The following is a 24,773-nucleotide window of genomic DNA, read 5'->3' as shown; positions in this document are numbered from 1 at the left end:
TATATGCCGAGTCAGACAGCATTACTTTTAATCGAACCAGTTTGGAATCGAAACACACGATATTGGGCTGGATACAACGACAACAACCGACCACTTTTAATCGAACCAGTTTGGAATCGAAACTGCTGAAACGTATCCGCAAACGGAGCTCCTGTAACCTTTTAATCGAACCAGTTTGGAATCGAAACTCGCACCCGGACGGCTCAGATCGGTATCTTGGTTGACTTTTAATCGAACCAGTTTGGAATCGAAACTATCTTCTTGTGATGCGCGTCGGGCTTCTTCTTCACTTTTAATCGAACCAGTTTGGAATCGAAACAAAGTGAATCGTCAGAGGACGCAGCGGGAAACGGATCACTTTTAATCGAACCAGTTTGGAATCGAAACATCCACAACCGAATAGGAGATCAGCATGATAGTTCTTGCTTTTAATCGAACCAGTTTGGAATCGAAACTCAGGGAAAACATGGCAGCATGGGAATATTATTCGAACCTTTTAATCGAACCAGTTTGGAATCGAAACTTCAGATTCAAAGACTGTTGCGTTAGATTTCCCTGCACTTTTAATCGAACCAGTTTGGAATCGAAACCAGTGTTTCGCTGATTGTAGACATAAACTTGAAACTCCTTTTAATCGAACCAGTTTGGAATCGAAACAAAGCCGCAAAGCTGGCGCTTTTCCAATCAGAAATTTCCACTTTTAATCGAACCAGTTTGGAATCGAAACCGAGAAACGCATCGGTTTTCGTCTACGGAGTCTGCTTTTAATCGAACCAGTTTGGAATCGAAACTTTTCCCTGACTTTAAGGTTATTTGCAGGTTGAACTTTTAATCGAACCAGTTTGGAATCGAAACTTGAACATATTCGAGAAGGCACACTCAACCTTCCCCTTTTAATCGAACCAGTTTGGAATCGAAACAACAACGGTGTCGGGCGCGCGGCGGATGAAATGGTCTTTTAATCGAACCAGTTTGGAATCGAAACTCGTTCATGGTTTCGCCTCCACTGCCATCATATTTCTTTTAATCGAACCAGTTTGGAATCGAAACTTAAAAGTGTTTGAGGATATGCTCACGATCCAATTCCTCTTTTAATCGAACCAGTTTGGAATCGAAACGGTCCAAAGGTTGAGAAATCTTTTTCTTTCGCCTCGCTTTTAATCGAACCAGTTTGGAATCGAAACATTCTCAAAGAAAGTTTTGCGTAGCATGATGTTACCCTTTTAATCGAACCAGTATGGAATCGAAACCTGTTTTGGGTATCGCCTGCGCACTTCTGTTTGAAAACTTTTAATCGAACCAGTATGGAATCGAAACGTCAGAAGAAGTGGATAATTTATACTGATATTTACTGACTTTTAATCGAACCAGTATGGAATCGAAACATATTTTGTAGCAACTCTTGAAAAACATTCGTTGTACTCTTTTAATCGAACCAGTATGGAATCGAAACTTCCGCTACAGGCGAGGGCGTGTTTTTGATAGCGTCTTTTAATCGAACCAGTATGGAATCGAAACTAAGCAATCGCTGGCATCTGCGGCAGCAGCAAAAGCCTTTTAATCGAACCAGTATGGAATCGAAACCATGAAAAACAAAGTCACGCGCGTCGTTTTGGATCCTTTTAATCGAACCAGTATGGAATCGAAACAGGGCAGCAAGTGCTTCTGTTCGCTCCGCATCGTTTTCTATCTTTTAATCGAACCAGTATGGAATCGAAACCGGGACGCTGAATGTCTTTTGGCGACCGCCTGAGACTTTTAATCGAACCAGTATGGAATCGAAACATAACAAACAGGATGCGGTCTCGTCTGCCCCGATTGACTTTTAATCGAACCAGTATGGAATCGAAACGACGTTCTTATCGGTATGGTGGCGATGGAAGTAGACTTTTAATCGAACCAGTATGGAATCGAAACCCACGCCACGCCACTCCAGGCACTGCGACGGCAGGAATCTTTTAATCGAACCAGTATGGAATCGAAACTTACAGTAGGCATACTGTTCTTGTGTCTTTTGATCTTGCTTTTAATCGAACCAGTATGGAATCGAAACTGAAAATGCTGATGAGGCTTTATCGCATTATGAGGTCCTTTTAATCGAACCAGTATGGAATCGAAACCGCGGTGTCCAGAACTGAACACCGCGCACACTTCAAACTTTTAATCGAACCAGTATGGAATCGAAACTCTGTTTGGCTTTGCGAACAGAAGTCGCCACTTTCCGCTTTTAATCGAACCAGTATGGAATCGAAACGAGTATAAAGAACCGCCAGCGAATAACGACAGTTCTGAACTTTTAATCGAACCAGTATGGAATCGAAACCCACACCGGATGCACGATGAGAATCAAAGTCCCTACCTTTTAATCGAACCAGTATGGAATCGAAACGTGGCTTCATTGCTACCCTTGGCTGTTCTGTACGTTCTTTTAATCGAACCAGTATGGAATCGAAACAAGGCCGTAAGAAGCGTCAAGAAATGCTTGCTGAGGAACTTTTAATCGAACCAGTATGGAATCGAAACTGAGATAATCATGGACTGTATTATACACATAAAAACTTTTAATCGAACCAGTATGGAATCGAAACTCACCTGCTCATGAAAACCTCCATCAGCGGTTAAATCCTTTTAATCGAACCAGTATGGAATCGAAACACGTTTTGGAAGATTTACCCGCTGATTCTGTGTGGCGCTTTTAATCGAACCAGTATGGAATCGAAACATGTGTCCTTGCGTGCGGCTGACAATATCAATGCAGTCACTTTTAATCGAACCAGTATGGAATCGAAACTGAGATCGGCACTGGGGGTATAGATTTCCTTCATCCTTCTTTTAATCGAACCAGTATGGAATCGAAACTTCTATTGCAAAGGAGAAAAGCTAATGAGTGAAGCGGTCTTTTAATCGAACCAGTATGGAATCGAAACCATATTGACTATATCTAAAGGCAGGAAAGTTATAGTTTTCTTTTAATCGAACCAGTATGGAATCGAAACCATACCTGCTACCTTTTTATCCGTATCCGAACATCCTTTTAATCGAACCAGTATGGAATCGAAACACTCACAAGCACGAGCAAGTAAAGCCGATGACCCAACCCACTTTTAATCGAACCAGTATGGAATCGAAACCATGGTTTAGGTTGTCTATGTAAAATGCTCTTATCAGCTTTTAATCGAACCAGTATGGAATCGAAACCCCAACTTGAGCAACTCCGCAGCGATATAGATGTCGCTTTTAATCGAACCAGTATGGAATCGAAACTCTTTTGTGTTGATGAATTCCGACGCGGCACAAGCCATACTTTTAATCGAACCAGTATGGAATCGAAACTAAGTCTTTTGACTGTTCCGCGGATAGGTCGGTATGCTTTTAATCGAACCAGTATGGAATCGAAACTCTGCTCATATAAACGCTGAGCGAACGACTTTCTCATGGCTTTTAATCGAACCAGTATGGAATCGAAACGTGGTCTAACCCTCCCAGAATGCAAAGAAAACGCCTGCCTTTTAATCGAACCAGTATGGAATCGAAACTTTTTAGTTAGTGGTTATCTTGGTGTGATTGTGATTGTAACTTTTAATCGAACCAGTTTGGAATCGAAACAAGTTAGAAACTAACATTGCATGGTTATTGTTGTTATCATTCTTTTAATCGAACCAGTTTGGAATCGAAACTCCCTTTTTTGGATAAATGAAGGGAGCCGCTTTACTTTTAATCGAACCAGTTTGGAATCGAAACGAAAAGTTACAGTTGTTGCGAGAATGGCGCACCCAAGACCTTTTAATCGAACCAGTTTGGAATCGAAACTGCGCCCACACGAGTAGATCCAGAATCGGGAGCGACACTTTTAATCGAACCAGTTTGGAATCGAAACCCTAACATAATATTGGCATGTATCAACTCCATCAAACTTTTAATCGAACCAGTTTGGAATCGAAACGAGACTCGCCGTTTGATACCCGCCTTACGCAGTCGATACTTTTAATCGAACCAGTTTGGAATCGAAACCAAGAGATTGCAGTCGATATTATTTCGTCTTCTGCTTTTAATCGAACCAGTTTGGAATCGAAACCAACATCAAAAACTTCTGTCCAACTGCCCGCAAATGCTTTTAATCGAACCAGTTTGGAATCGAAACGCGGATCTAACACAAATGCTAAAAAATGATCGTCTACACTTTTAATCGAACCAGTTTGGAATCGAAACCTGCATCATCTATATATTCTTGAGCAGCAGATGCGCAGTATCTTTTAATCGAACCAGTTTGGAATCGAAACGTGCGAACCTTTATCATATTGCAGCGCAATGATATTCTTTTAATCGAACCAGTTTGGAATCGAAACATCGCACAGAACAGGCGAAAGCCGCAACCGCTGCGATCCGCTTTTAATCGAACCAGTTTGGAATCGAAACTTCGCAATCTCACGGCTTCTTCGACCCGTGCGGGTATCGTCTTTTAATCGAACCAGTTTGGAATCGAAACTGGACACAGTCTCTTTTTACAGTTTAGAGAATAATTATGCCTTTTAATCGAACCAGTTTGGAATCGAAACTCGTATAGTTTCTCGTGATATTCCAAACTAAAGTTCTTTTAATCGAACCAGTTTGGAATCGAAACGTGTCCCCGCGGACAATCGAAAGCGCCGTATTTGCTCTTTTAATCGAACCAGTTTGGAATCGAAACACGTGTGGGTAGAGGATATAAAAGCACGAACGATAGACTTTTAATCGAACCAGTTTGGAATCGAAACTTCGAGAGATCAAGAAGGTTGCAGACGATGCGCTCTCCTTTTAATCGAACCAGTTTGGAATCGAAACGCATCAAATCGAGATGGATTCGCATCAAAATACGCCTTTTAATCGAACCAGTTTGGAATCGAAACTTGAAACAACGGTAATGGCTTCTCCTGGGTCATAACTTTTAATCGAACCAGTTTGGAATCGAAACAGCTTTGTGTTTGCCTCTTTTACGACTTGCTTATTGCTTTTAATCGAACCAGTTTGGAATCGAAACGATCTATGATGGCGACACCCTCAAAGATGTCCGGGCTTTTAATCGAACCAGTTTGGAATCGAAACGTTCTAAGCCAAATTCACGATAGTTAATCGGAATCTGACTTTTAATCGAACCAGTTTGGAATCGAAACCTTGTGGATCCACATCTTCCGAGAACCGAACCTCGCCCTTTTAATCGAACCAGTTTGGAATCGAAACCAGATACCCTCATTTTCACCACATGTACCATCATTCCTTTTAATCGAACCAGTTTGGAATCGAAACGAGTAAGGCGGCACCGGTGTTGCCTGCTAATCCTGTACTTTTAATCGAACCAGTTTGGAATCGAAACGCAAAAGGTGGCGATTGCCATAAAATCTTCAGAAACCTTTTAATCGAACCAGTTTGGAATCGAAACTATCGTTATATGTTGCGTTATCAATTACTCTTGCACTTTTAATCGAACCAGTTTGGAATCGAAACTTTTGTAGCGTTGTTGCTACTGTTATGCAGTTTTTACTTTTAATCGAACCAGTTTGGAATCGAAACGCAAGAAAATAGTTGATAGTCTTTTCCGAACCAATGTTACCACTTTTAATCGAACCAGTTTGGAATCGAAACCACTATAGCACTTGTAGCACTTGTAGCACTTGTAGCGTATCCTTTTAATCGAACCAGTTTGGAATCGAAACTTGGAAGTATGCGCATGAGATGAAGCTGCAACTGGACTTTTAATCGAACCAGTTTGGAATCGAAACGCGCAATAAAGGTTTCAATTCATATAAGTTTGTTTGTGACTTTTAATCGAACCAGTTTGGAATCGAAACATGCCATTCATCTGTCGTGATGCCAAGCCACTGACCACTTTTAATCGAACCAGTTTGGAATCGAAACCCGTTCTTCTTATGCCACACGAAGTCGATCATGTGCTTTTAATCGAACCAGTATGGAATCGAAACTCTCGCCGTCCTTCAGATTCTGATGTCTCACCAACCTTTTAATCGAACCAGTATGGAATCGAAACTCCTGATTTTCGGCGTCACGGATACGGGATATTGCTCTTTTAATCGAACCAGTATGGAATCGAAACCTGTTCTCCGGTCTGGCTATCGTTCCATCGCTCGTTCACTTTTAATCGAACCAGTATGGAATCGAAACTGCTGCAATGAACGCCCACTGGCACGCTGATAACTGTGCTTTTAATCGAACCAGTATGGAATCGAAACTATCGGATCCCTGGCAAGTATTGTTGTTATATCTGCCTTTTAATCGAACCAGTATGGAATCGAAACGACACATGCCAGACCCCTAAGATGTACTCGTATTTGCTTTTAATCGAACCAGTATGGAATCGAAACTCATCAGATGCAAGCCTTGTGAAAATGAGAGCATCCTTTTAATCGAACCAGTATGGAATCGAAACTAGCGAATAGTCGTGGTAGAATGGCAAATCATAACCGTTTTGGCTTTTAATCGAACCAGTATGGAATCGAAACTTATGTTCGGCGAGTTTTTCCGCGTATTTTTGACTTTTAATCGAACCAGTATGGAATCGAAACCATTGCTCTCTGTTATGGGATTAAACTCTCCAGAGATTTTTAATCGAACCAGTATGGAATCGAAACTCCCTCCCCCGACAACAGGTTATCCTCACAGGTACTTTTAATCGAACCAGTATGGAATCGAAACCGGTATCTCACAAAATCTTATGGTCAAACGTGAAGGGCTTTTATAGTGGATCCGAAAAATAAATGGGCATCTTTGTAGCATAGGCTGTTAGCCTGTGCCAGCGTGAGACGTAACCTCACGATTTATCCTATGATACGAGTGTCCAAATAATTACGGGATCTACTATAATCGAACCAGTTTGGAATCGAAACAAATTACAGGCTTACGTGAGAAGGATATTCTGATTAGCCCTGTCTCGTTATCAGAGCGTCCGAATATTTTTACGGATGTTCATCATACAAAAAAGTCGGTCTTCCGTGCCTATGATAGGTTTCAACGCGCGCCAAGTTCTGTTGTTATGTCTCATGATAATGTTGTAAATGATGCAAATCCGCAGGAAGATACTGTCGGGGTCATCGCGGAGATTATGGATGTCGTCTCGCATCTGTTCATTACGAAAGCGGATGCAATGAGGGATACTGTGGCAAGCGGGTTAAGTCTGTCATTGTCGAAAGTCACTTGTCAGAATTTATCGTATCCTGAGGGTGTTGCATATAGACTCTCACAGGCAGAGTTTGTCTTGCATACGCATACAAGGCTTGGTATCGAGATGATGGGAGTAGAAGGGGGATGTGCGGCTGCCAGCCGATTTATCCGGATACTGAATTTTATCTGATATTTTTGATGGGACAGGTGTTGTTTTCTATGATACCATGAATCCAGTAGAATCGTTACGGAGAATTATTCGGGCGGGTTCTAAGTTTGATAAGGAAACAACGGAAGCCTTCCGGGAAAGATTTTCTGCGGAAGATACCCTTCCGGGTTTTTGGGAAAAGGTTTACGAATTGTATAGCTAAGGAGGCGTGATGTCCATGAGAATGACTTTTTTGTTGGTTTTCTTTTTCGTGTGTTTTGAGTCTTTTGTATTTGCAGAGCTACCGATACGGGTGATGTATTGGAAGTCATCCGATGTTGAAGCTCCGAGTCAAACGGATCTGGATTCAGTCTATAAAGTGATGGTAGAGGTTCAGGCGTTCTTTGGATCGGAAATGGAACGACACGGTTTTGGTGCGAAAACCTTTAACTTTAACCGAGATATAAGGGTGATAGAGGGGAAGTTGCGAGTACATCAGTATACTTCTGTTCGGGTCATCCAGAACGAATCATCTTTGATAGAATTTGGTTTGGATAATCAGATATATGTTGTGTTTTTAGGGAGAGCGTCTCGCATCGATGGGGGACTCGCAGTCTCACAACAATTGTGTGCGACTGCACCTGAACAGCTAAAATACTGCAATAACTTGATTGTAATTCCGATGGAATTGGTGCATCACTTGGAATGGTTAACCGCACATGAAATTGGGCATGCTTTTAGTTTAGGACATCCTTCGAGTCCTTTCATTAAAAATCGAGTGAATGTAATGTCTTCGCATATTGCAGTTCCAGTAGGCGTTAAAAATGATTTGAAAAATTACGCAATTAGTCGGGAGGATGCAGTCTTCCTGGATAAAGCTGATAGATTGTTTATTCAACAAGTGTCTCAAGAGGCTGCGGATGCGATAGATGTGGATGTCAATAACGATGGCTACGTGGATCTCTCTGATGTTTTAATCGTGCGGAGTGCCATACAGAATTCGGTCTCTTATGACACGGATGTGAATAATGATGGTAAAACGGACGAAATAGATGTCCTTATGGTCAAAGCAAAGGCACATGCAGCCATTGCCGCGGCTGCACCGTCATATCCGAAAAAACGCTTGAGACAGATGCCTTATGGAAAATTGTCTATGAAATGGGCAGAGTTAAAAGTGGTGTGGTAAATAGGAAAAGGTCTGGGAGCCTTTGAATTATGGCAACACCTTTAGTATGGTATCGCATACCCGATATAATATTAAGACCTGCAGAATCCCGTGGTGGGATGCGTCAAGCCTTCTATAATGTTCGGGATTATTTGCAATATCCTGTAGGAGTCAGGGGCCGTTTAGGTGAACATCCGGGGGTTAGTGCGGTACTCGATAAAGGTGATTTGTTTCCTTTTAATCGAACCAGTTTGGAATCGAAACTTCGTTATTATGATGTTCAATGATTGGACGCTGAGGCTTTTAATCGAACCAGTTTGGAATCGAAACGATGATCTCAAAGATTTCCAGTGTTCCCATGTCCGCTCTTTTAATCGAACCAGTTTGGAATCGAAACTGCAATTTTCGCTTCATTTCGCTTCATTTCGCAGCCTTTTTAATTGAACCCGCTTGGAATCAGCACTCAGAGGCAAATGTCTCCGTTATAGTGAAAATCTCCGCCTCAAGTTTCAATCTCTAATCGAAACCCCTTAAAATCACAGCCCATCACGGCCAATTTTCTCTCCAAATACCTTTCACAACACAACTTCCATAAAAAGTAGAGTCATTTAGTTTTAAGAAATTATTAAGTTCCACGCTTTTTTTCGACGATCCAGTGCGGTTAGGAAACCGCTCCTACCGGCCCGAGGGATTATAGTGGATCCTAAAAATAAATAGACACTCTCCGCCCCCGGTAGGCGAGGTTTCTAACCTCGCCGATTATCCAGTGTCCACTTAATTGTCGAATCTACTATAATGTCATCATATAAATTTTTATCATAGTTTTCGGTTCTAAAACCTCGCTGGATTTTCTGGAGAGCCATGCGTCTGCGTTAGATGGCGAGCGTGCCGAGCAGATTGCTAAAGCGTGCCAAGAGACAGGTCAAAAGGCGTATGTCTATGCCCCGCAGAAATTCATCAGTCAGAAGGAGTTGACACATTTAGGTATCACTTTGTGCCAGCCGCCTTACAACATCCATCGCATTTCGGATGCATAGGAGACCAACGGTTTTCTATGCTACACTTTTAATCGAAACAAAAAAGACGCAAACTAACAGTTTGCGCTACAAAGACTTCTAACCGAAACAATTTGGAATAGGAATCAGATTTGTAGAGACTGGTCTCGTGATTGTCCAATAGGTTTTATCGGAGAAAAAAGAGGAGATAGGAACCCAAGAACAGGACATTGATGGCAATCAGCGCCCAACGCGCTATTCGGGTTTTCAGGCGGCGGAAGAGGTAAACAGAAGCGGCAAGCATCACCAATCGCTCTATGGGGGCGACGATACCGGCATAGTGATCCCGGTCCCAATACGAAATTGGGCTTTCAAAGACATAATCGGAGAGCGGAAAGAAGTGATGATGTCCGTCGTCGTGATGCGTCAAAAAGTCGAAACCGCAATGGAGGAGTAGACTCCACGCCAAAACCACGATCCGCTCGGAGTTCAGTAGGTAATACCCAATCCCTAAGACGATCAGAATCAACGGGACGGCGTTGAAGAGGTCAAAGAAGGTTTGCCACGCCTCCATGAAGTATCGGGTCTCCCAGAGTTCACGTTGCGGTGTCTTCAGGATAAAAGTTTCGATTGCGAAAAAGATGAACATCGGTAGGTCAGGCAGGACAGCACCGATGAACGCATAGACGTGAAGGAAGGGTTCGTCTCGCTTTGAGAGGAGGGCTATGTTGAGAACAACATGCGATTGGGTGACCATTGTTAAAGATGCCAAACCTCTCCAGCGAAGGTCGGGAACAGGCAATCGAGTAGCACCGCAGGCGAACTGCCGTCCGTCCAGCAGTCAACGAAATTTGCTGTCAATTCCTCCGTCCGACACCGTCCGCAGAGGAGCTGCAAAAAGGTCAAGTCTGGAAACGCCGCATCCCCCGCCTCAACGTCTTTCGGAATCCAATCGGCAATATCCGTGATACGACCCCCTTCAAATTTAAGGTGTATGCCGGTTCGATAGAGGTTGAGTTTGAGTTCACCCGTGTACCCCTCCGCAACAGTGCCGATGAGGTGTTTTTCGAGGGCGGGTTGGATGTGCCGTAAAAACGCTATTAAATCCGGCACTCGGATATACCACGCATAAGGGGGCTCCTGACGGACAACGGCTTTGGGGAGTGCCTGATAGATCGGGTGTTCACGCCCCAACATGAACTGCACACCTGTCACTTTCCGGTTGTCATTCTCAGCGACAATCGGTGTCGTCTCTGCCTTTTTCCATAACGCTCGCAAGAGGGACGGGATGTGATGGAGACAGCCGACGCCGGGTTTAAGCTCCATTCGCATGACAAGGAAATTATTGTAGCACCATTGGAAATGTTGGACATAGCCGAGTTTCCTGCCTTCCCTGTCCTCAATGAGTAAGAATTCATACCGTGCCTCACTCCCCGCCGAACGTCCATTGAATTCATACTCCCACATCGCCGGTGTCCGAGTGCAAGTGAAGACATTCTGTTCAATCCTGCTCTCATAAAGGTCTTGGATGAAAGCGTTATCGGCATCCGTTCGGGGCCGGAGGCGACAGGTCTCGGTCTCCCCTTTTTTCAACGACGGGATATGCAGCCCGTCGATAACGCGCTCCGCTTCCATATCCAGTGCCATCTCGTATCCGAAGAGTCGGTAATACCACGGGATACCTGTGATCCCCTGCATCAGTTCCCCGCGTGCCGCACTCAACGCATGAATCACCTCGAACTGCTTACGGACTAAGCCTCTCCTGCGATATTCAGGTTCCGTGGCGACGAATTCGGGTTGCCCGAACTTGAAAGGGATACCGCTATACGTCCACGTCTGTGAAATCAAGCAGACCGAGGACACGATTTTCCGTGTCTTGGTATCTTCAACGACGGTGAAATCGCTTGCCTTGCAGGTGGGATGATCCCCCGACATGAGGTCTCGGATCCCTGGACCCACGCTTTCTTCTTCGTGAAGGCGGGTGTTGAATTCAGCAAGTGCGTCCGTATCGGCAGGCGTCGCAAATCGGAGTTTTAGGTTGTTGCCGAGGTCTATCGGCATCCGTGAGAGAATACTGTTTTTTGGCATTTACGTTTCCTATGGAGTGGTATTAAAGCGGATTGTATCACAAATCAGGAAACCCGTCAAAATAGTTTTAATACTGCGCTTAATTGCCCCATACGGTATAATTAGGAAGGTTCAAAAACGTTAGCCTGCAACAACGGCGCAGGCGGGCCTACGGGGAGCCACTTCATTCATCAAACTCACCTAACCGAACCGCAAGGTATAATTAAAAAATGAAAATCAAACCACGTCCGGCGCTCTATTTTCTTATCCCGTATCTACTCGGCATCATCGCAGGCAAATGGGTATCCCTCCCGTTCCTGTCGCTCTGGATATTCGTCCTTCTCTGCTTTATCGGTAGCATGGTAACAAGAACCCGTCAACGGTTCCTCTGTTACGCCCTACTCCATCTATCCATCTTCGCTGGGGGCATGCTCCGCTTAGAAACCGCAACCCATTCGCCAATCCCACCCCACTTTTACAACGCGTCGATTCATTTTTCAGGCACCACCGTATATCAACCCGAACGCGGGGAGGCATGGGACGCCTGTTACGCCGTCGGCGAACTCCAGTTATTGTCAGACCCCGCACAACAGGTCCCAGCGAAATGCCTCATCAGATTCCAGGAGTTGCTACCGCTCCGCTACGGTAAAGACCTAACGCTGACCGGTGTCCTGCGTCAACCCCAAACCAAGCGCAATCCTGGCGGTTTCGATTACCGGGCACATCTTGACCGGCAAGGAGTCGCTGGGATCATCGATACGATCGGTCTTGTGCGAATCGGGGAACAAGGGGGATTCCCACCCTTACGGTGGATAGAGGCACTCCGTCACCAAACCGAACGCCTGATTGACGGTATCTATACAGAGACTGAGGGCAAAACCTCGTTTCCTGAACCCTCATTGCATGCCCAACTCCTCAAAGGTATCCTACTCGGTAAACGGAGCGATGTTCCCACAGAAACCTTGGCTCTCTTCCGAAACAGTGGCACCTTCCATGTGCTTGCCGTCTCCGGTCTACATGTCGGACTTGTTGCGATGTTCTGCTATCTCGGTTGCTCACTCCTCAGATTTCCACAGAAGATACGTTGTCTCTTGACGATTATCGCAGTGTTCCTCTACGCCTGCCTCATCGGTTTCCGCCCTTCCGTCTTTCGTGCCTCGCTGATGGCAATCCTATTTCTCTGTGCGACCCTCATTGATAGAGATGCGGATATCTTCAATCTATTAGCATTTGCGGGGTTAGTGCTCCTCCTTTTGAATCCATTGCAACTGTGGGATGTCGGATTCCAGTTGTCCTTTATCGCCGTGGCTTCAATCGTCTATTTCGTCCCGAAGATGGAGAAACCGTTGCGCAGACTCTGGGAAGGCACGGAGGGTTCACCTTCAGAAAGCGAGGGTTCACTCCTGACGAGATTTCGGACGACTGCAATCAAATGGGTGGTGCTCTCCTACCTCGTGACGTTCGCAGCGCAAATCGGGACGGGTCCCCTCATCGCCTACCATTTCTTTCGGGCATACCCGCTCGGTATTGTCGTCGGACCCTTCGCAGTCGGACTCGTATCGCTCATCGTTGCGGTGGGGATGGCATCTGTAGGCATCGGTTTTATTTGGCTCCCGCTCGCGAAACTGCTCGGTGTGCTCAATCACGCCATTATCTCCATCTTCCTGACCCTCATCGGCCTATTCGGACAGGTATGGGGTGTCGTCAAGTTAGCATCACCAACGTTCGGTCTGTTCGTCGTCTACATCGCCTTCTGTTTATGGATGCCCCATTGGCGAGCCGCCTATCGTCACTGGAAAGTCGCAAGCCTCATCGGACTCTCCGTTCTAACGATTTGGGTCTGGGATACCGCATTCCATGAGAAGGGGAGATTGTTAGAAGTGATTACGCTGGATGTCGGGCAGGGAGATGCCGCAATCGTCAGGTTTCCAGACAACCGAACGGTACTGATTGATGGTGGCATCCAACGAAGTTATTACGACAAACAGAAGCAGAAACGGGTTGAATACGATGTCGGGGAACAGATTATTGAACCCTATCTCGATTTTCACGGCATTCGGGAGCTCGATATGGTGGTGCTGACACACCCAGACCTCGACCACGGCGGCGGACTCGGCTATATTCTACAGAACTTTAAAGTCGGACAGGTGCTCGGTATATCGGATATGCCACTCGACTCGCAGACGCATCGTCGCTTACACGCCATTGTCAAAGCGCGGAACATTCCATACACGTTCCCTTATGCCGGAGAGATCGAATTCACGTCAACCGCCACGCTCAATCTCCTGCATCCCATCGATCCGAGTTCCACCAACCTGCTGGATACGGACAAAAACGACGATTCTCTCGTCATGAAGATTACATATCGTGCGGTAGACATCCTGTTCACGGGTGACATCGGCAAAAAGGCAGAGTCCCGACTCATCGCCGCTGGACACGACCTCCGTTCCGAAGTCCTAAAAGTGCCGCATCACGGAAGTCGCACATCGAGCAGCGCCCCGTTTCTGGATGCCGTTCAACCGCGGTGTGCGATCGTCTCACTCGGTCAAGGTAACCGCTATCAATTTCCGCATGCAGATGTGGTTGCGCGGTATCGCTCACACCGGTGTCCGATGTTCAGAACCGATGTATCCGGGGCAATTACCCTCCGCACCGACGGAACAAATTGCTGGATTGATACAGAATTGTAGGAGGTAAATCCGATTCCCGACTTTTTTGACTGCTATGGCGCAATAGCAACGCGGAGGGTCTCTTGGCGAAACGCGTGTTCAAATGCGGTGTTAATTTCCGCCAATGGATATGTTTCTCCGACGAGCTCCGCAAATCGGTAACGGCTCCGATTTTCCGCAACGAAGCGGATCGCATCGCCAAGCGCAGTATGATGATAGTTATGAACGCCTCGGAGTATCACACATTTCGTGACGAGTTGGTGGGCATCGACAGAGATATGTGCGTTTGGATAGACGTAACCCAGGGTCAGACATCTCCCGCCAATTGCTAACCACGTAATCAGGTTCGGGATGCCAACCGTCGCACCGCTGACCTCTACACCGAGATCGGCACCCCGTCCGTTCGTCAGATCTTTCACGGCTGCGTCAATTTCTTCAACAGCGGTCTCACCCGGGTTGAAGGTATGCGTTGCGCCGAACCGTTTGGCAATCTTCAATCGACTTTCGTTGGTATCCACGACAACGACATGTTCATATCCCTGTTCATGCAAATAGCAGGCCGCATAGATGCCTAACATGCCGGCACCGTGGACGACAGCCGTCTCACCGAAATACGTGCCGATGTTCGCTAAGCCGTTCACGACGGTCGTCAGTGCACAGTTAATCGGGACAGCCTCTTGATCCGTCATGGTGTCAGGAATGCGATAGATCGCTGTCCCCGGGCGCAGGAGGATATGCGTAGCGAACCCACCTGAAAAAGCGTCGGGACCTTCACTCCGGGCATGACCGTATTTGAACATCGCCTCACATTTCTGTGGGAGGTTCCGATTCACACAGTAGGCACACGTTCCACAGGAAGTCGTGAGACTCCACGTAATCCGATCGCCTTCACGTAGTATCTCATCGGTTGCTGAACGGTAGTGTGTCGGTGCCGCAACCGTTCCAACGATTTCATGCCCGAGTACACATGGGATTTCTGCACCCCGGCGACCCGATACCGTATGGAGGTCTGAGCCGCAGATCGTTGAAAGTGAGACGCGGACGAGAATAGCATCTGGTGTTGCAGACACGGGCATCTCGCAAACTTTAAAGGGTATACCTACACCATGAAATTGTGAAATCTGTGCGGATATTTGCATCGCGTTCGTGCTCCTTAACTATAACTGACAACCACTTTTTATTTGACAAACATAGAGGGTTTACGTATCATAATATTATACACCATTTTACTACAGATATTAAATTTTAGGCAAATTGCTCTCTATTCCCTTACGCGCCGGGGACTTGGTATACCACAACTCGTGGGCCGTAATATAATGGAGGGGTTTTGCTTGGGCATTTCCCCCAGGTCTACGGAAAGGAACGTGAAAGCCCCAAGTTCACCTAACCGAACCGCAAGGAATAATTAAAATATGAACAGAACTGCTGAAGTTCTTATTGAAGCCTTACCTTATATCCGTCGCTTTTACGATCGGCGGATTGTTATCAAATATGGCGGTGCCGCAATGGAGGATGAGTCACTGATCCATTCCGTCATGCAAGACATCGTGCTGATGAAATATGTCGGCATCCGACCCATTATCGTGCACGGCGGGGGTCCGAGAATCACCGCATGGATGGATAAAATTGGGAAGGTCCCGGAGTTTATACAGGGACTGCGGGTAACCGATGCGGAAACGGTTGAAATCGCTGAGATGGTGCTTGGGTCGATCAATAAGGCGATTGTCGCTCGAATCAACCAACACGGCGGAAAAGCGATTGGGTTGTCTGGAAAGGATGCCAACCTGATACTCGCGGAGAAACAGGAGACACAGATTAGTGATGACAGCGGACAAAGTATAGATGTTGACTTGGGGTTTGTAGGAAAAATAATTGGCGTGAACACCGAGTCGGTTACGGCACTCGACAAAGCAGGTTATATCCCTATCATCGCACCGATCGGTATTGGGACTGACGGACAAACCTATAACATCAATGCCGACACCATGGCGGGTGAAATTGCTTCTGCGTTCCAAGCGGAGAAATTGATTGTCTTGACGGATACGCGCGGTATCCTCCGGGATATATCGGATACAGACTCGTTGATACCTACCCTGCGTATGAGAGAGGTAGACACATTCATCGAGGAAGGGTTCATCGCAGGCGGTATGCTGCCGAAGGTAGAAGCATGCACGACAGCACTTATCGGGGGTGTTTACAAAACACATATTATTGATGGACGTATCCCGCATTCACTACTCCTTGAAGTCTTCACAGAGGGTGGCATCGGGACCGAAATTGTTAGATAGGAGAGGGTAACAATGGACACACCCAAAAAAATTGCCGCAATCATTACAACATACTATCAGCATTCGCACGCAGATGTGATTGCTACGAAATACATGAAGGGGTTCCCGACAGATACTGGACATCGGATGCCTCGCGTGGAATTGGCCTCCATCTATCTCGATCAGGTAGACGATCGGGACATCGGGGTCGGTTTAGCTGCTGAACACAGTGTCCCTATCTATCCGAGTATTCGGCAAGCCTTGACGCTCGGTGGGAATGAATTGGCTGTCGATGGTGTGCTGTTGATCGGTGAACACGGAGATTATCCGTATAACGAGATCGGGCAACACATGTACCCGCGCCGTTATATGTTCGAGCAGATTTGCGGTGTCTTCGCATCGAGTGGCAGATCCCTCCCTGTTTTCTGCGATAAGCACCTCTCCTACAATTGGGACGACGCCATCTGGATGTATCATCGCGCAAAGGCACTCGATGTCCCGTTTATGGCGGGTTCCTCGCTACCCCTCTCTTGGCGGCACCCCTTTTTGGAACATCCGCTTGATATAGAACTGGAAACCGCTATCGGTATCGGTTATGCCGGTGTGGAGTCCTACGGTTTCCATTCACTTGAAACGCTACAGTGTATGATTGAACGTCGGCAAGGTGGTGAATCTGGCATCGTGGCAATTCAGTGTCTGGAAGGCGACGCGGTCTGGGAGGCGGGTGAAGCAGGAAAGTGGTCCCTTGATTTAGCAGAAAAGGCGTGTGCACAGATTGAAAATCGTCCGGATACCTCCTTTATTGAGGGTTGCCCGAATCCAACGGCGTTTCTGTTGGAGCATAGCGATGGATTCCGTTCTACTGTGCTGATGTTGACGGGATACGTCTCTGATTTCGCTTACGCGGCGAAGACTGGCGATACCTACCACGCGACGGAGTTTTATCTACAGAACGGCCCCCCGCATGCGCATTTCAGTTATTTGAGTCTTAATATTGAAGAGATGTTCGTGACAGGGGAACCGCAGTATCCCGTGGAACGGACGCTCCTCGTGACGGGTGTTCTCGATGCACTCATGCACTCGCGTGCGGAAGGGCACATCCGAATTGAAACGCCACATTTAGCGGAACTCGCCTACCGTTCTTATGAGAAGATGCCTATCCGGCCAACGGCACCACGTCCTGAAGGCGCGACGTTGGAAGTGTGAATTCGTTGGATTGGCACCTGACGAGAGATATTATTTCAACAGCGCAATAAGGGCAATGATAACTGCTCCGACAGCGGTGGCAGTCGTGATAATTTGCCCACTTGCCTTGCCCTCTTGAGTGCCTTCAAGTTTACCTTTTATCCACGCAACATCGGTTTCAAGAGCCCCAAGCCGTCTGTTGACATCCTCAAACTGGCGTTGGGTCTGCTCAAAGCCTTCTTTTATTACTTTGGAAAGTTCTTCAATGGTCATGACAGCCACCTTTTTTCTCTGTATTTTCGATTGACAACAAATTTAATTGCCTCCTCCCAACCAAAGAGCAGTAAGCGCGGTTGAAAAAACCGCGCTTATAGTATTAGCGTTCAGGACGTGCCGGCACGCCTGTTTCCGCGGATTCGTAGATGAGATCCATCAACTCGGATTGGATAATCCCGTTCATCGGACTCGTGCGGGATTCTGCTCTCCCCAAAACAGCGTCGATGAAGTTGTCGTCAGGCGAACCCGCGGACATGTCGTCTGTAATCGGAGGCGGATCCAACGCTTCGCCACCCTTCCAGACGCGAATCCAACCGCCACTCCAACCGTCAACCTCGATCCTGCCGTTTTCAAACACCAACGCCATGTGCGTGCCACCAGGGCTTGGGCAATTGCCACTCACCGCCATCGCCGCGAGCACACCGCTTTCAAACTTGACGTTAATCGAGGAATTGATGTCAACGTCTCGGTCCTGGTTGTCTGTATAGGCATAGACTTCAGCGACCTTCGACTCGACCGCCCAGCAGAGACTGTTCAGGAGATGCGCGCCGCTATCGTAGGCTTGTCCACCGCCAGAGAGTTTCGGGTTCTGCCGCCACGTCCCTGTTGTGCCACCTTTCCAGCCCTGCGTAATATAGCCAATAACCAATTCCAGCTTGCCAAATTCTCCGCTACGGATAACCTCTCGGGTATAATAGAAATTCGGTGTGCACGGCGTATTGTAGCCGATAGTGAGGGTAAGTCCAGTCGCTTCCACCTTCTCTGCGAGGGTATACGCATCTTTAGAAGATGTGACCATCGGCTTTTCCATCAAAACGTGGCATCCTGCCTCGAGAGCCTGCATGCCCTGCTCAAAATGGAGCGTGTGCGGTGTAGAGATGACCACGGCATCCGGCGATGTCTCTTTCAGCAGCGTGCCGATGTCGTCATAAGCCCCCGGACGTGGACTCAGATCGGACAGGTTCCGATCGATATAGCCGCTGGCGATGTCGGTATTCACATCGCAAGTGCCGACGATTTGCACGTCAGGATTTTCATTCATGCGTCTGGCGTGGCCTGAGGAGTTTCCGCCACATCCAATCATGGCAAGTCGAATCTTTGCCATATTTTTCTCCTTTTTTAATCTTTCCTTACGGATAATTAAACAATTGGGCTTTCAAAATTAAACTTCGATAAATCGTCGACACCAATCGCACCTTCGCCGAACACCCGTGCAAAGTTATGCCCGTGATGCGACTTCGTCTCCCCATGCATGTAGCAGACACTGAACGCCCGCCGCGGAATATCGGTATCGTTCGTCCCGGAACTGTGTAGCATCCAATTGTGGAGTAAGACGACCTCTCCCGCCTTTAACTCCATCGGGAGCGGTGTCGCCTTCGCAACGATGTCGTCGATGTGTTCCTGTGTGAGAAAACCGGAGCCGTTTTCAGGATTGATGAGACTGCTATGCGACTTCGGAATGATATGCACACACCCATTCTCAATCGTTGCGGGATCCAGAGCGGTATAAATCGTGATCTGCGGGTCACGATCAAGGTCTCGCCATCTGTCCTGATGCCATGTCAGCTGCGTGCCTTCGTGTGCAGGTTTGTTCATAAACATCGCCCGAAAACAGGCAACCGGGGTGTCATCTCCGTAGATTTTCGCGCACACCTCCTGGAAAACCGGTTTCTGGAGATACGCCAAGAAAACCGGATCCAGTTCAAGGTTCTGAATTTTCCGATATAACAACGTGGCACCTTTATGTCCCTTAGACTGCGGTCCGGGAGAATTCTTTCCAGGTTCCCGATCCAGTTGCATCATGATTTGGTCATAATCCAGTGATGCTTTCCCGAGCATGATGTCGTCCATCTGTTGCTGCAGTCTTGCGAGTTCTGCATCCGTCGCGACTTGTCCGATGCGCACGTAACCGTTTTCCCAAAAATGTTCCCACTGTTCATCTGTTATATGGTGTTCCATGCTAAGCCTCCCAATTGCACATGTCGTGGTTCCGAAAACGTCTGTATTCTATAAGTATAACATATATTTCAAGAAGTATAAACGAAAATTATAAAATAATGCAACCTTTCAACCTCCGAGTTACGTCACCTCAATCAATAAGGGCTGTCAAAAATCTGTTCGGTGAATCTCTTTGTCGAACATTTACCTTTTTGATAAAATCATGCAACCTTTCAGCACGCAGGTTACGTCACTTCAATCAACAGATAATACACGATTCCGGAGGTAGTTTGTAATGGCACAGAAAGATGCTCAGCTCATCCAGAGGGTACTCCAAGGGGACCAAGAGTCATTCAGTCCCTTGGTTAGAAAATATCAGAAAGGGGTTCATGCGCTGGTATGGCGGAAGATTGGGGACTTCCATATTGCCCAAGAGATCACGCAGGACGCGTTTCTTACGGCGTATAAAAAACTCAGAACCTTGAAAAACCATAACCAGTTTGCCGGCTGGCTCTACGTTATCGCGGCAAACCTGTGTCGCGACTATCTCCGAAGGAAGCGTTTGCCAATGGAATCCTTAGACGCTGACAATACCAATGAGGTGGACAAAGTGTCATATTCTCAATATGTAGCAGATAAGCAGAAAACCGATGCGGATGAAACACGGCGTGAAACCGTCAAGGAACTGCTCAAAAAATTACCGGAAAGCGAACGGACGGTGATGACGCTCCACTATCTCGGCGAGATGACGATCCAAGCGATTGCCGAGTTTCTCGGTGTCTCTCCGAATACCGTCAAAAGCAGGCTCAGCCGCGCCCGCAACCGTCTACGGAAAGAGGAAGACGTGATTCAGCAGAATCTCGGCAGCTTCCAACTCCCCGATACCTTCGCCGATAACATTATGCAGGAAGTTTCACGTATTGCTCCCGTTCCCCCTGCGGTGAGTAAACCCGTGGCACCTTTAGCAATTTCTGCCGCTTCCGCTATTCTCATTTTTTTAATGATGGGTGTTGGCACGCAGTATCTCTCCCGTTTTCAGAGACCTTACAATTTAGATGCGACCTCGGAACCCACGGTTGAGATTATTGACGCAGTTTTCGTCTACGATTCCCCTGCGAAACCCGCAGTTCGGAGTCAAGCGGGAAGTTCAGCACTCCCGGGTAAAAGTCCCGGCGCGGGTCAGAAACCCGACGATTCCCTTGTTGCTACACTACCTATCGATACCACAGAGGTCTCAACCTCGAAACCACAATGGCGCCAAACTCGGGGCCCCGAAGGTGGTAGCGTGCAGAACCTATCTATCACATCTAACGGGGATTCTTACGCCAGAACAGGGACCGACCTCTATAGATTGGCAGACGATGGAAGTCGGTGGAGCATTGTCAACACCAACATGCCTGTTAGCGGATCCTGGCAGATGACAGAACATGATAAGACCCCCTACGTTGTCTCTGATACGGAAGTCCTCACTTCAATAGATAGAGGCGAGACATGGCATGCCCTCGGTGCGCGTCCCGAAGGACAGCTGGTTGATCTCGTCATAACAGATGGGTCTCCTGGGACGCACACTGATATTGTCATGTACTTGGGACTCGTCAATGGCGTATTCAGCTCCGTGGACACTGGGAAATCGTGGACGCCTGCCAGCGATCCGTTGATGGACAAAGAAATTCGCGTAATTACTGCTATTGAAGATGTCGTGTTCGTTGGAACAGATTCTGGACTTTATCGCCTCAATTCTGCAGGCTGGATGTTATTACCGGTAGATGAAGACCATGAGACCCGCAATGTCCGCGCGCTGGCAAATGCCGGGCATCGACTCTATGTTGCCGTGGGTGACAAAGTGGTGAACAAAGATTTTGAGCTCATGGTGCCATCGAAAATGGTATGGGAGACATCTCTGCCCCTGTATCGTTCAACAGATTTGGGAGATACGTGGCAGACATTAGACTATGGAAAAGTAGAAACAGAGCCTTCCCTTCCAGTTAGCATGACGATTCGGGTTGGCGCTGGAGATCTGAACTCCGACCCAAATGGGAAGGAACATCCTAAGAACGCAGAAACGAAACCGACTTTAATCTTTAAAATGATAGCAGTGGAAGATAACCTTTTGATATTAGACGACAGAAACAGTTATTACTCAAGTGACGCAGGGGACACTTGGGTTCCTTTGAATTCAAGCATACCGAATATAGCAGATGTTTCGACGCTTGTGTCTTCGGATGCGAATACCTTCTATCGGAACGGAGAGTCCGGGATTTATCGCACAACCGATGCCGGCAAAACGTGGCATCCGTTTAACCCTGGATTGGTAAAGACAGCTGTGATGCATTTAGTTTCTGTGCAGAACGTGCTCTATGCCAACGTGGGAGGCACCCTTCTCACCTCATCCGATGCGGGTGAGTCGTGGACCCCTGTCCCAAGCAGCCTCGGAAACATCATAAATCTGGTAAGATTCAACGATCTGCTCTACGCCAGAGGTGTAGACGAAACGAGACCGCACCCCCGCCTCTTTCACTTATCTACTGAGGATAATCGGTTAACACCTGTTCCAGATATGCCATTTTTAGTCGGGAGAAACTATACCAAACTGATAGAAGAACGTTTCATGGAAATTTTTCAAGGAACAGACGAGGCGGAGGGAGAAAAAAATACTCTTGAAGATTTAGATGCAGAGGCATTTGTTGAAGACTATAGTCCGGTTTTAGAGGAACTCATTGTTGAGATTTTGACCTCGCTTGTCGGGAATTTCGCTGTCGGTGGTGACGCTTACTATATGGAGTTTGAACAGAGACTTTTCAGATGGAAGCCCGGCACAACTGAATGGGTGGATACCGGACTCATCAATAAATTTCCTGTCGATAGCCTTGACAGGGCTAACACCGCTGATTCCCTGCCTTCTAACCTGGCGGCTTCAGAGAATACCGTCTACATCGGTACATGGGACGGACGCCTCTTTCAATCATTTGACGAGGGAAACACGTGGAACGATGTTATGGAGAGCCTCCCATTTCCTGTTGCGGATTTCAATGCAATCACCTTTGCAGGCAGTACTCTTTATGTCGCAACCGATAGTGGGGTCGTTTATGCAAACGACGGAGACCTCGACTGGCACACGACAACGGATACAGAAGGCATCCCTATCGTTATAGAAAGGTTCGCGGTAGATGGGACAACGCTGTATGGAACAAGCGAGCAACAGGTGTATCGATTCAAAGAGGGAACTGGGGTGTGGCAACAGGTTGCCCCGGAAATCCCGATGCCTATCACCTCGCTTGCTGTTGAGGGTAACGTACTTTATGTCGGTACCCGTGGCAGCGGTGTGCTTCGCTTTACGCTGGATGAATCTGAATAAAAAATCTGAAATATACTAACAATCTAAGGAGAGTGTAAAAATGAAAAGTATAATTTTACAAGGCAAAATTCTCAATTCCCTAACACTTCTGATCGCAATTTTAGGGACGATGATAGGCTTGCAACTGCCGCTACAGGCAGGCACAGATCAGCTCCTCTTTGATAGGGAGGCGATGAAAGACCCCGGCAGTTTGATCGTGAAACTCCAAGACACGCGTGCGCCGGTGTCCGAATTTATCGCATCGCAATTGTCGGAAGATATGCAGTGGGTGTTATTCGGATACAATGGCGTAAGCACACCCTCCGCTCAGCAGCAGGAAGTACTGCTTTCAGACCTAAATCGCCTGCTTCAAGGGGATTCTCTCTACGATGCCCAACGGTTCGCCAATATTGAACTCAGTGAACAGACGCAGGCACTCATCGCAGAAAATCAGAAAGGTGGTGAAGCATTGGTTCGCCTCAACCGGTGTCTCTTGGCAGATGTCTATCCTTACGAACTTGCCTCACTCTCAGAGCAACAAAGTTCTACGGCTTCCAAAGGGATTGAGACGTGCAGAGAAAATTTGCGGCAGATAAAACGCGCCCTTGATGAATACAGGGCTGCCAACGCCGATGGAGATCCGCAGTGGCTTTCCGATCTCTCTCCTGAGTATCTGGACGCAAAATTTCTCCTCTGCCCAGCAGATACAACAGCAGGTGTCCCTGGCGTTCTCACCGAAGATGCATCGGACCCGACACTGCCGTGCAGGTATCTCTATGAGATCCGACCTTCTGAGAAAGAAGCGCAACAGATGCTATGGACACAGGAAGGCGATATGACACCTATCGTTCGCTGTGAACACCATCGTCTCAATCTCAGTCTCGGTGGAAAACTCTATCGAAACGGTCCGCAAAGAGACATTTATAATAGCAACAAAATGGGATTCTCCGCGCTTGCTGACGTTGTGCGGGACTTACACAAACAACACGGAAAGGCATTTCTCAAGACACAAGCAGGCAGGCAGCAACTCAAGCAGGCAACTGAAAAACTGATCATCAAACAATTCGTGCCGAAAATGCTTGATGCCTTGGAGAAAGAAATTGCTTCTCAAGTTGAAGCACAATTGGGAAAAGACTTTCTCAAAACGCCAATGGGGATGGATATCTTCAAACAAGCATTCTCGCAGGTGGGAAGCCAAATTAAGGAACAGCTACAGGTGCAACTCGAATCGCAACTCGGCGCGGAATTTCTGAAATCAGAAGAAGGACGGGACATCCTTGAGCAACTATCGGTATTGTTGTCCGCTGACGTGTTATCCGTTCATTGACTTCACTCTATAATAACGTGAGTTCGGTAAAAGAGATGCAACCGAACTCTCGTAAAAAACGCAGGAGAAATTATCATGTTAACGACATTGATTCAAAAAGAGATTATGCATCACATTCTCAGCGTCCGGTTTATCGCGCTCCTGCTGATGTGTGCTTTACTCATCCCACTCACGCTTTCGATCAATTATCGTAGATATAACGTGAGTTTGATAATTAATTTCTGAATTTTTTGAAGAAAGAGAACCCTTT

13 protein-coding genes and 2 CRISPR repeat arrays are annotated in these 24,773 nt (G+C 47.1%); of the genes, 7 read left to right on the top strand and 6 right to left on the bottom strand.

Features of this window, described 5'->3' with window-relative positions; all coding sequences use genetic code 11:
- Positions 1–24 precede the first annotated feature (24 nt).
- Positions 25–6,687: direct repeats of the CRISPR family, unit length 30 nt; unit sequence CTTTTAATCGAACCAGTTTGGAATCGAAAC.
- Between the two features lie 178 nt (positions 6,688–6,865).
- Complete coding sequence (locus tag F4X88_09920; GenBank protein MYA56601.1) at positions 6,866–7,342, top strand: hypothetical protein; 477 nt, start codon at positions 6,866–6,868, stop codon at positions 7,340–7,342.
- A 196-nt stretch (positions 7,343–7,538) separates the two neighbouring features.
- On the top strand, positions 7,539–8,486 hold the full coding sequence (locus F4X88_09915; protein ID MYA56600.1) for a hypothetical protein: 948 nt from the start codon (positions 7,539–7,541) through the stop codon (positions 8,484–8,486).
- A gap of 213 nt (positions 8,487–8,699) precedes the next feature.
- Positions 8,700–9,008: a CRISPR direct-repeat array (repeat unit 29 nt; unit sequence TTTTAATCGAACCAGTTTGGAATCGAAAC).
- Positions 9,009–9,647: 639 nt separating this feature from the next.
- Here the strand turns inward: F4X88_09915 and F4X88_09910 are convergent.
- Positions 9,648–10,232 carry a hypothetical protein gene (locus F4X88_09910; GenBank protein MYA56599.1) on the bottom strand — a complete coding sequence of 195 codons (585 nt, stop codon included), beginning with the start codon at positions 10,230–10,232 and terminating at the stop codon, positions 9,648–9,650.
- Positions 10,220–11,548: a GNAT family N-acetyltransferase gene (locus tag F4X88_09905; protein MYA56598.1), complete on the bottom strand. Its 1,329-nt coding sequence runs from the start codon at positions 11,546–11,548 to the stop codon at positions 10,220–10,222. The genes F4X88_09910 and F4X88_09905 overlap by 13 nt, the downstream gene beginning before the upstream one ends.
- 209 nt (positions 11,549–11,757) lie before the next feature.
- On the opposite strand from F4X88_09905, the gene F4X88_09900 reads away from it, so the two are divergent.
- Positions 11,758–14,217: a DNA internalization-related competence protein ComEC/Rec2 gene (locus F4X88_09900; protein MYA56597.1), complete on the top strand. Its 2,460-nt coding sequence runs from the start codon at positions 11,758–11,760 to the stop codon at positions 14,215–14,217.
- A gap of 32 nt (positions 14,218–14,249) precedes the next feature.
- Here F4X88_09900 and F4X88_09895 read toward each other — a convergent pair whose 3' ends face one another.
- Entirely contained in the window at positions 14,250–15,335 is a 1,086-nt protein-coding gene (locus F4X88_09895; GenBank protein ID MYA56596.1) for an alcohol dehydrogenase catalytic domain-containing protein, read from the bottom strand.
- A 273-nt stretch (positions 15,336–15,608) separates the two neighbouring features.
- Here F4X88_09895 and argB point away from each other — a divergent pair, with 273 nt between their 5' ends.
- Positions 15,609–16,484: an acetylglutamate kinase gene (gene argB, locus F4X88_09890; protein ID MYA56595.1), complete on the top strand. Its 876-nt coding sequence runs from the start codon at positions 15,609–15,611 to the stop codon at positions 16,482–16,484.
- A gap of 12 nt (positions 16,485–16,496) precedes the next feature.
- Positions 16,497–17,669, top strand: a complete 1,173-nt coding sequence (locus F4X88_09885; GenBank protein ID MYA56594.1) for a hypothetical protein — start codon at positions 16,497–16,499, stop codon at positions 17,667–17,669.
- Between the two features lie 30 nt (positions 17,670–17,699).
- Here F4X88_09885 and F4X88_09880 read toward each other — a convergent pair whose 3' ends face one another.
- The 3 genes from F4X88_09880 to F4X88_09870 form a co-directional block, all read right to left on the bottom strand.
- Positions 17,700–17,921 carry a hypothetical protein gene (locus tag F4X88_09880; GenBank protein MYA56593.1) on the bottom strand — a complete coding sequence of 74 codons (222 nt, stop codon included), beginning with the start codon at positions 17,919–17,921 and terminating at the stop codon, positions 17,700–17,702.
- A gap of 103 nt (positions 17,922–18,024) precedes the next feature.
- Positions 18,025–19,029: a Gfo/Idh/MocA family oxidoreductase gene (locus F4X88_09875; GenBank protein ID MYA56592.1), complete on the bottom strand. Its 1,005-nt coding sequence runs from the start codon at positions 19,027–19,029 to the stop codon at positions 18,025–18,027.
- A 35-nt stretch (positions 19,030–19,064) separates the two neighbouring features.
- Positions 19,065–19,883, bottom strand: coding sequence for a phytanoyl-CoA dioxygenase family protein (locus tag F4X88_09870; GenBank protein MYA56591.1), 819 nt, complete (start codon positions 19,881–19,883; stop codon positions 19,065–19,067).
- A 274-nt stretch (positions 19,884–20,157) separates the two neighbouring features.
- Between F4X88_09870 and F4X88_09865 the strand changes: the two genes are divergently transcribed.
- The gene (locus F4X88_09865) at positions 20,158–23,217 is read left to right on the top strand and encodes a sigma-70 family RNA polymerase sigma factor (protein ID MYA56590.1); all 3,060 of its coding nucleotides are present in this window, start codon (positions 20,158–20,160) and stop codon (positions 23,215–23,217) included.
- 40 nt (positions 23,218–23,257) lie between these two features.
- Positions 23,258–24,523: a hypothetical protein gene (locus tag F4X88_09860; GenBank protein ID MYA56589.1), complete on the top strand. Its 1,266-nt coding sequence runs from the start codon at positions 23,258–23,260 to the stop codon at positions 24,521–24,523.
- The last annotated feature ends 250 nt before the right edge of the window (positions 24,524–24,773 follow it).

The sequence above is a fragment of the Candidatus Poribacteria bacterium genome (assembly GCA_009839745.1).
Lineage (GTDB): Bacteria > Poribacteria > WGA-4E > WGA-4E > WGA-3G > WGA-3G.
Note: the sequence above shows the minus strand (reverse complement) of the source record. Positions and strands in the feature narration are given on the sequence as shown.

Coding starts and splice junctions, on each gene's coding strand:
- F4X88_09915 (MYA56600.1), top strand. CDS start 7,539: ATGAGAATGACTTTTTTGTTGGTTTTCTTTTTCGTGTGTTTTGAGTCT.
- F4X88_09905 (MYA56598.1), bottom strand. CDS start 11,548: ATGCCAAAAAACAGTATTCTCTCACGGATGCCGATAGACCTCGGCAAC.
- F4X88_09900 (MYA56597.1), top strand. CDS start 11,758: ATGAAAATCAAACCACGTCCGGCGCTCTATTTTCTTATCCCGTATCTA.
- F4X88_09895 (MYA56596.1), bottom strand. CDS start 15,335: ATGCAAATATCCGCACAGATTTCACAATTTCATGGTGTAGGTATACCC.
- argB (MYA56595.1), top strand. CDS start 15,609: ATGAACAGAACTGCTGAAGTTCTTATTGAAGCCTTACCTTATATCCGT.
- F4X88_09885 (MYA56594.1), top strand. CDS start 16,497: ATGGACACACCCAAAAAAATTGCCGCAATCATTACAACATACTATCAG.
- F4X88_09880 (MYA56593.1), bottom strand. CDS start 17,921: ATGACCATTGAAGAACTTTCCAAAGTAATAAAAGAAGGCTTTGAGCAG.
- F4X88_09875 (MYA56592.1), bottom strand. CDS start 19,029: ATGGCAAAGATTCGACTTGCCATGATTGGATGTGGCGGAAACTCCTCA.
- F4X88_09870 (MYA56591.1), bottom strand. CDS start 19,883: ATGGAACACCATATAACAGATGAACAGTGGGAACATTTTTGGGAAAAC.
- F4X88_09865 (MYA56590.1), top strand. CDS start 20,158: ATGGCACAGAAAGATGCTCAGCTCATCCAGAGGGTACTCCAAGGGGAC.
- F4X88_09860 (MYA56589.1), top strand. CDS start 23,258: ATGAAAAGTATAATTTTACAAGGCAAAATTCTCAATTCCCTAACACTT.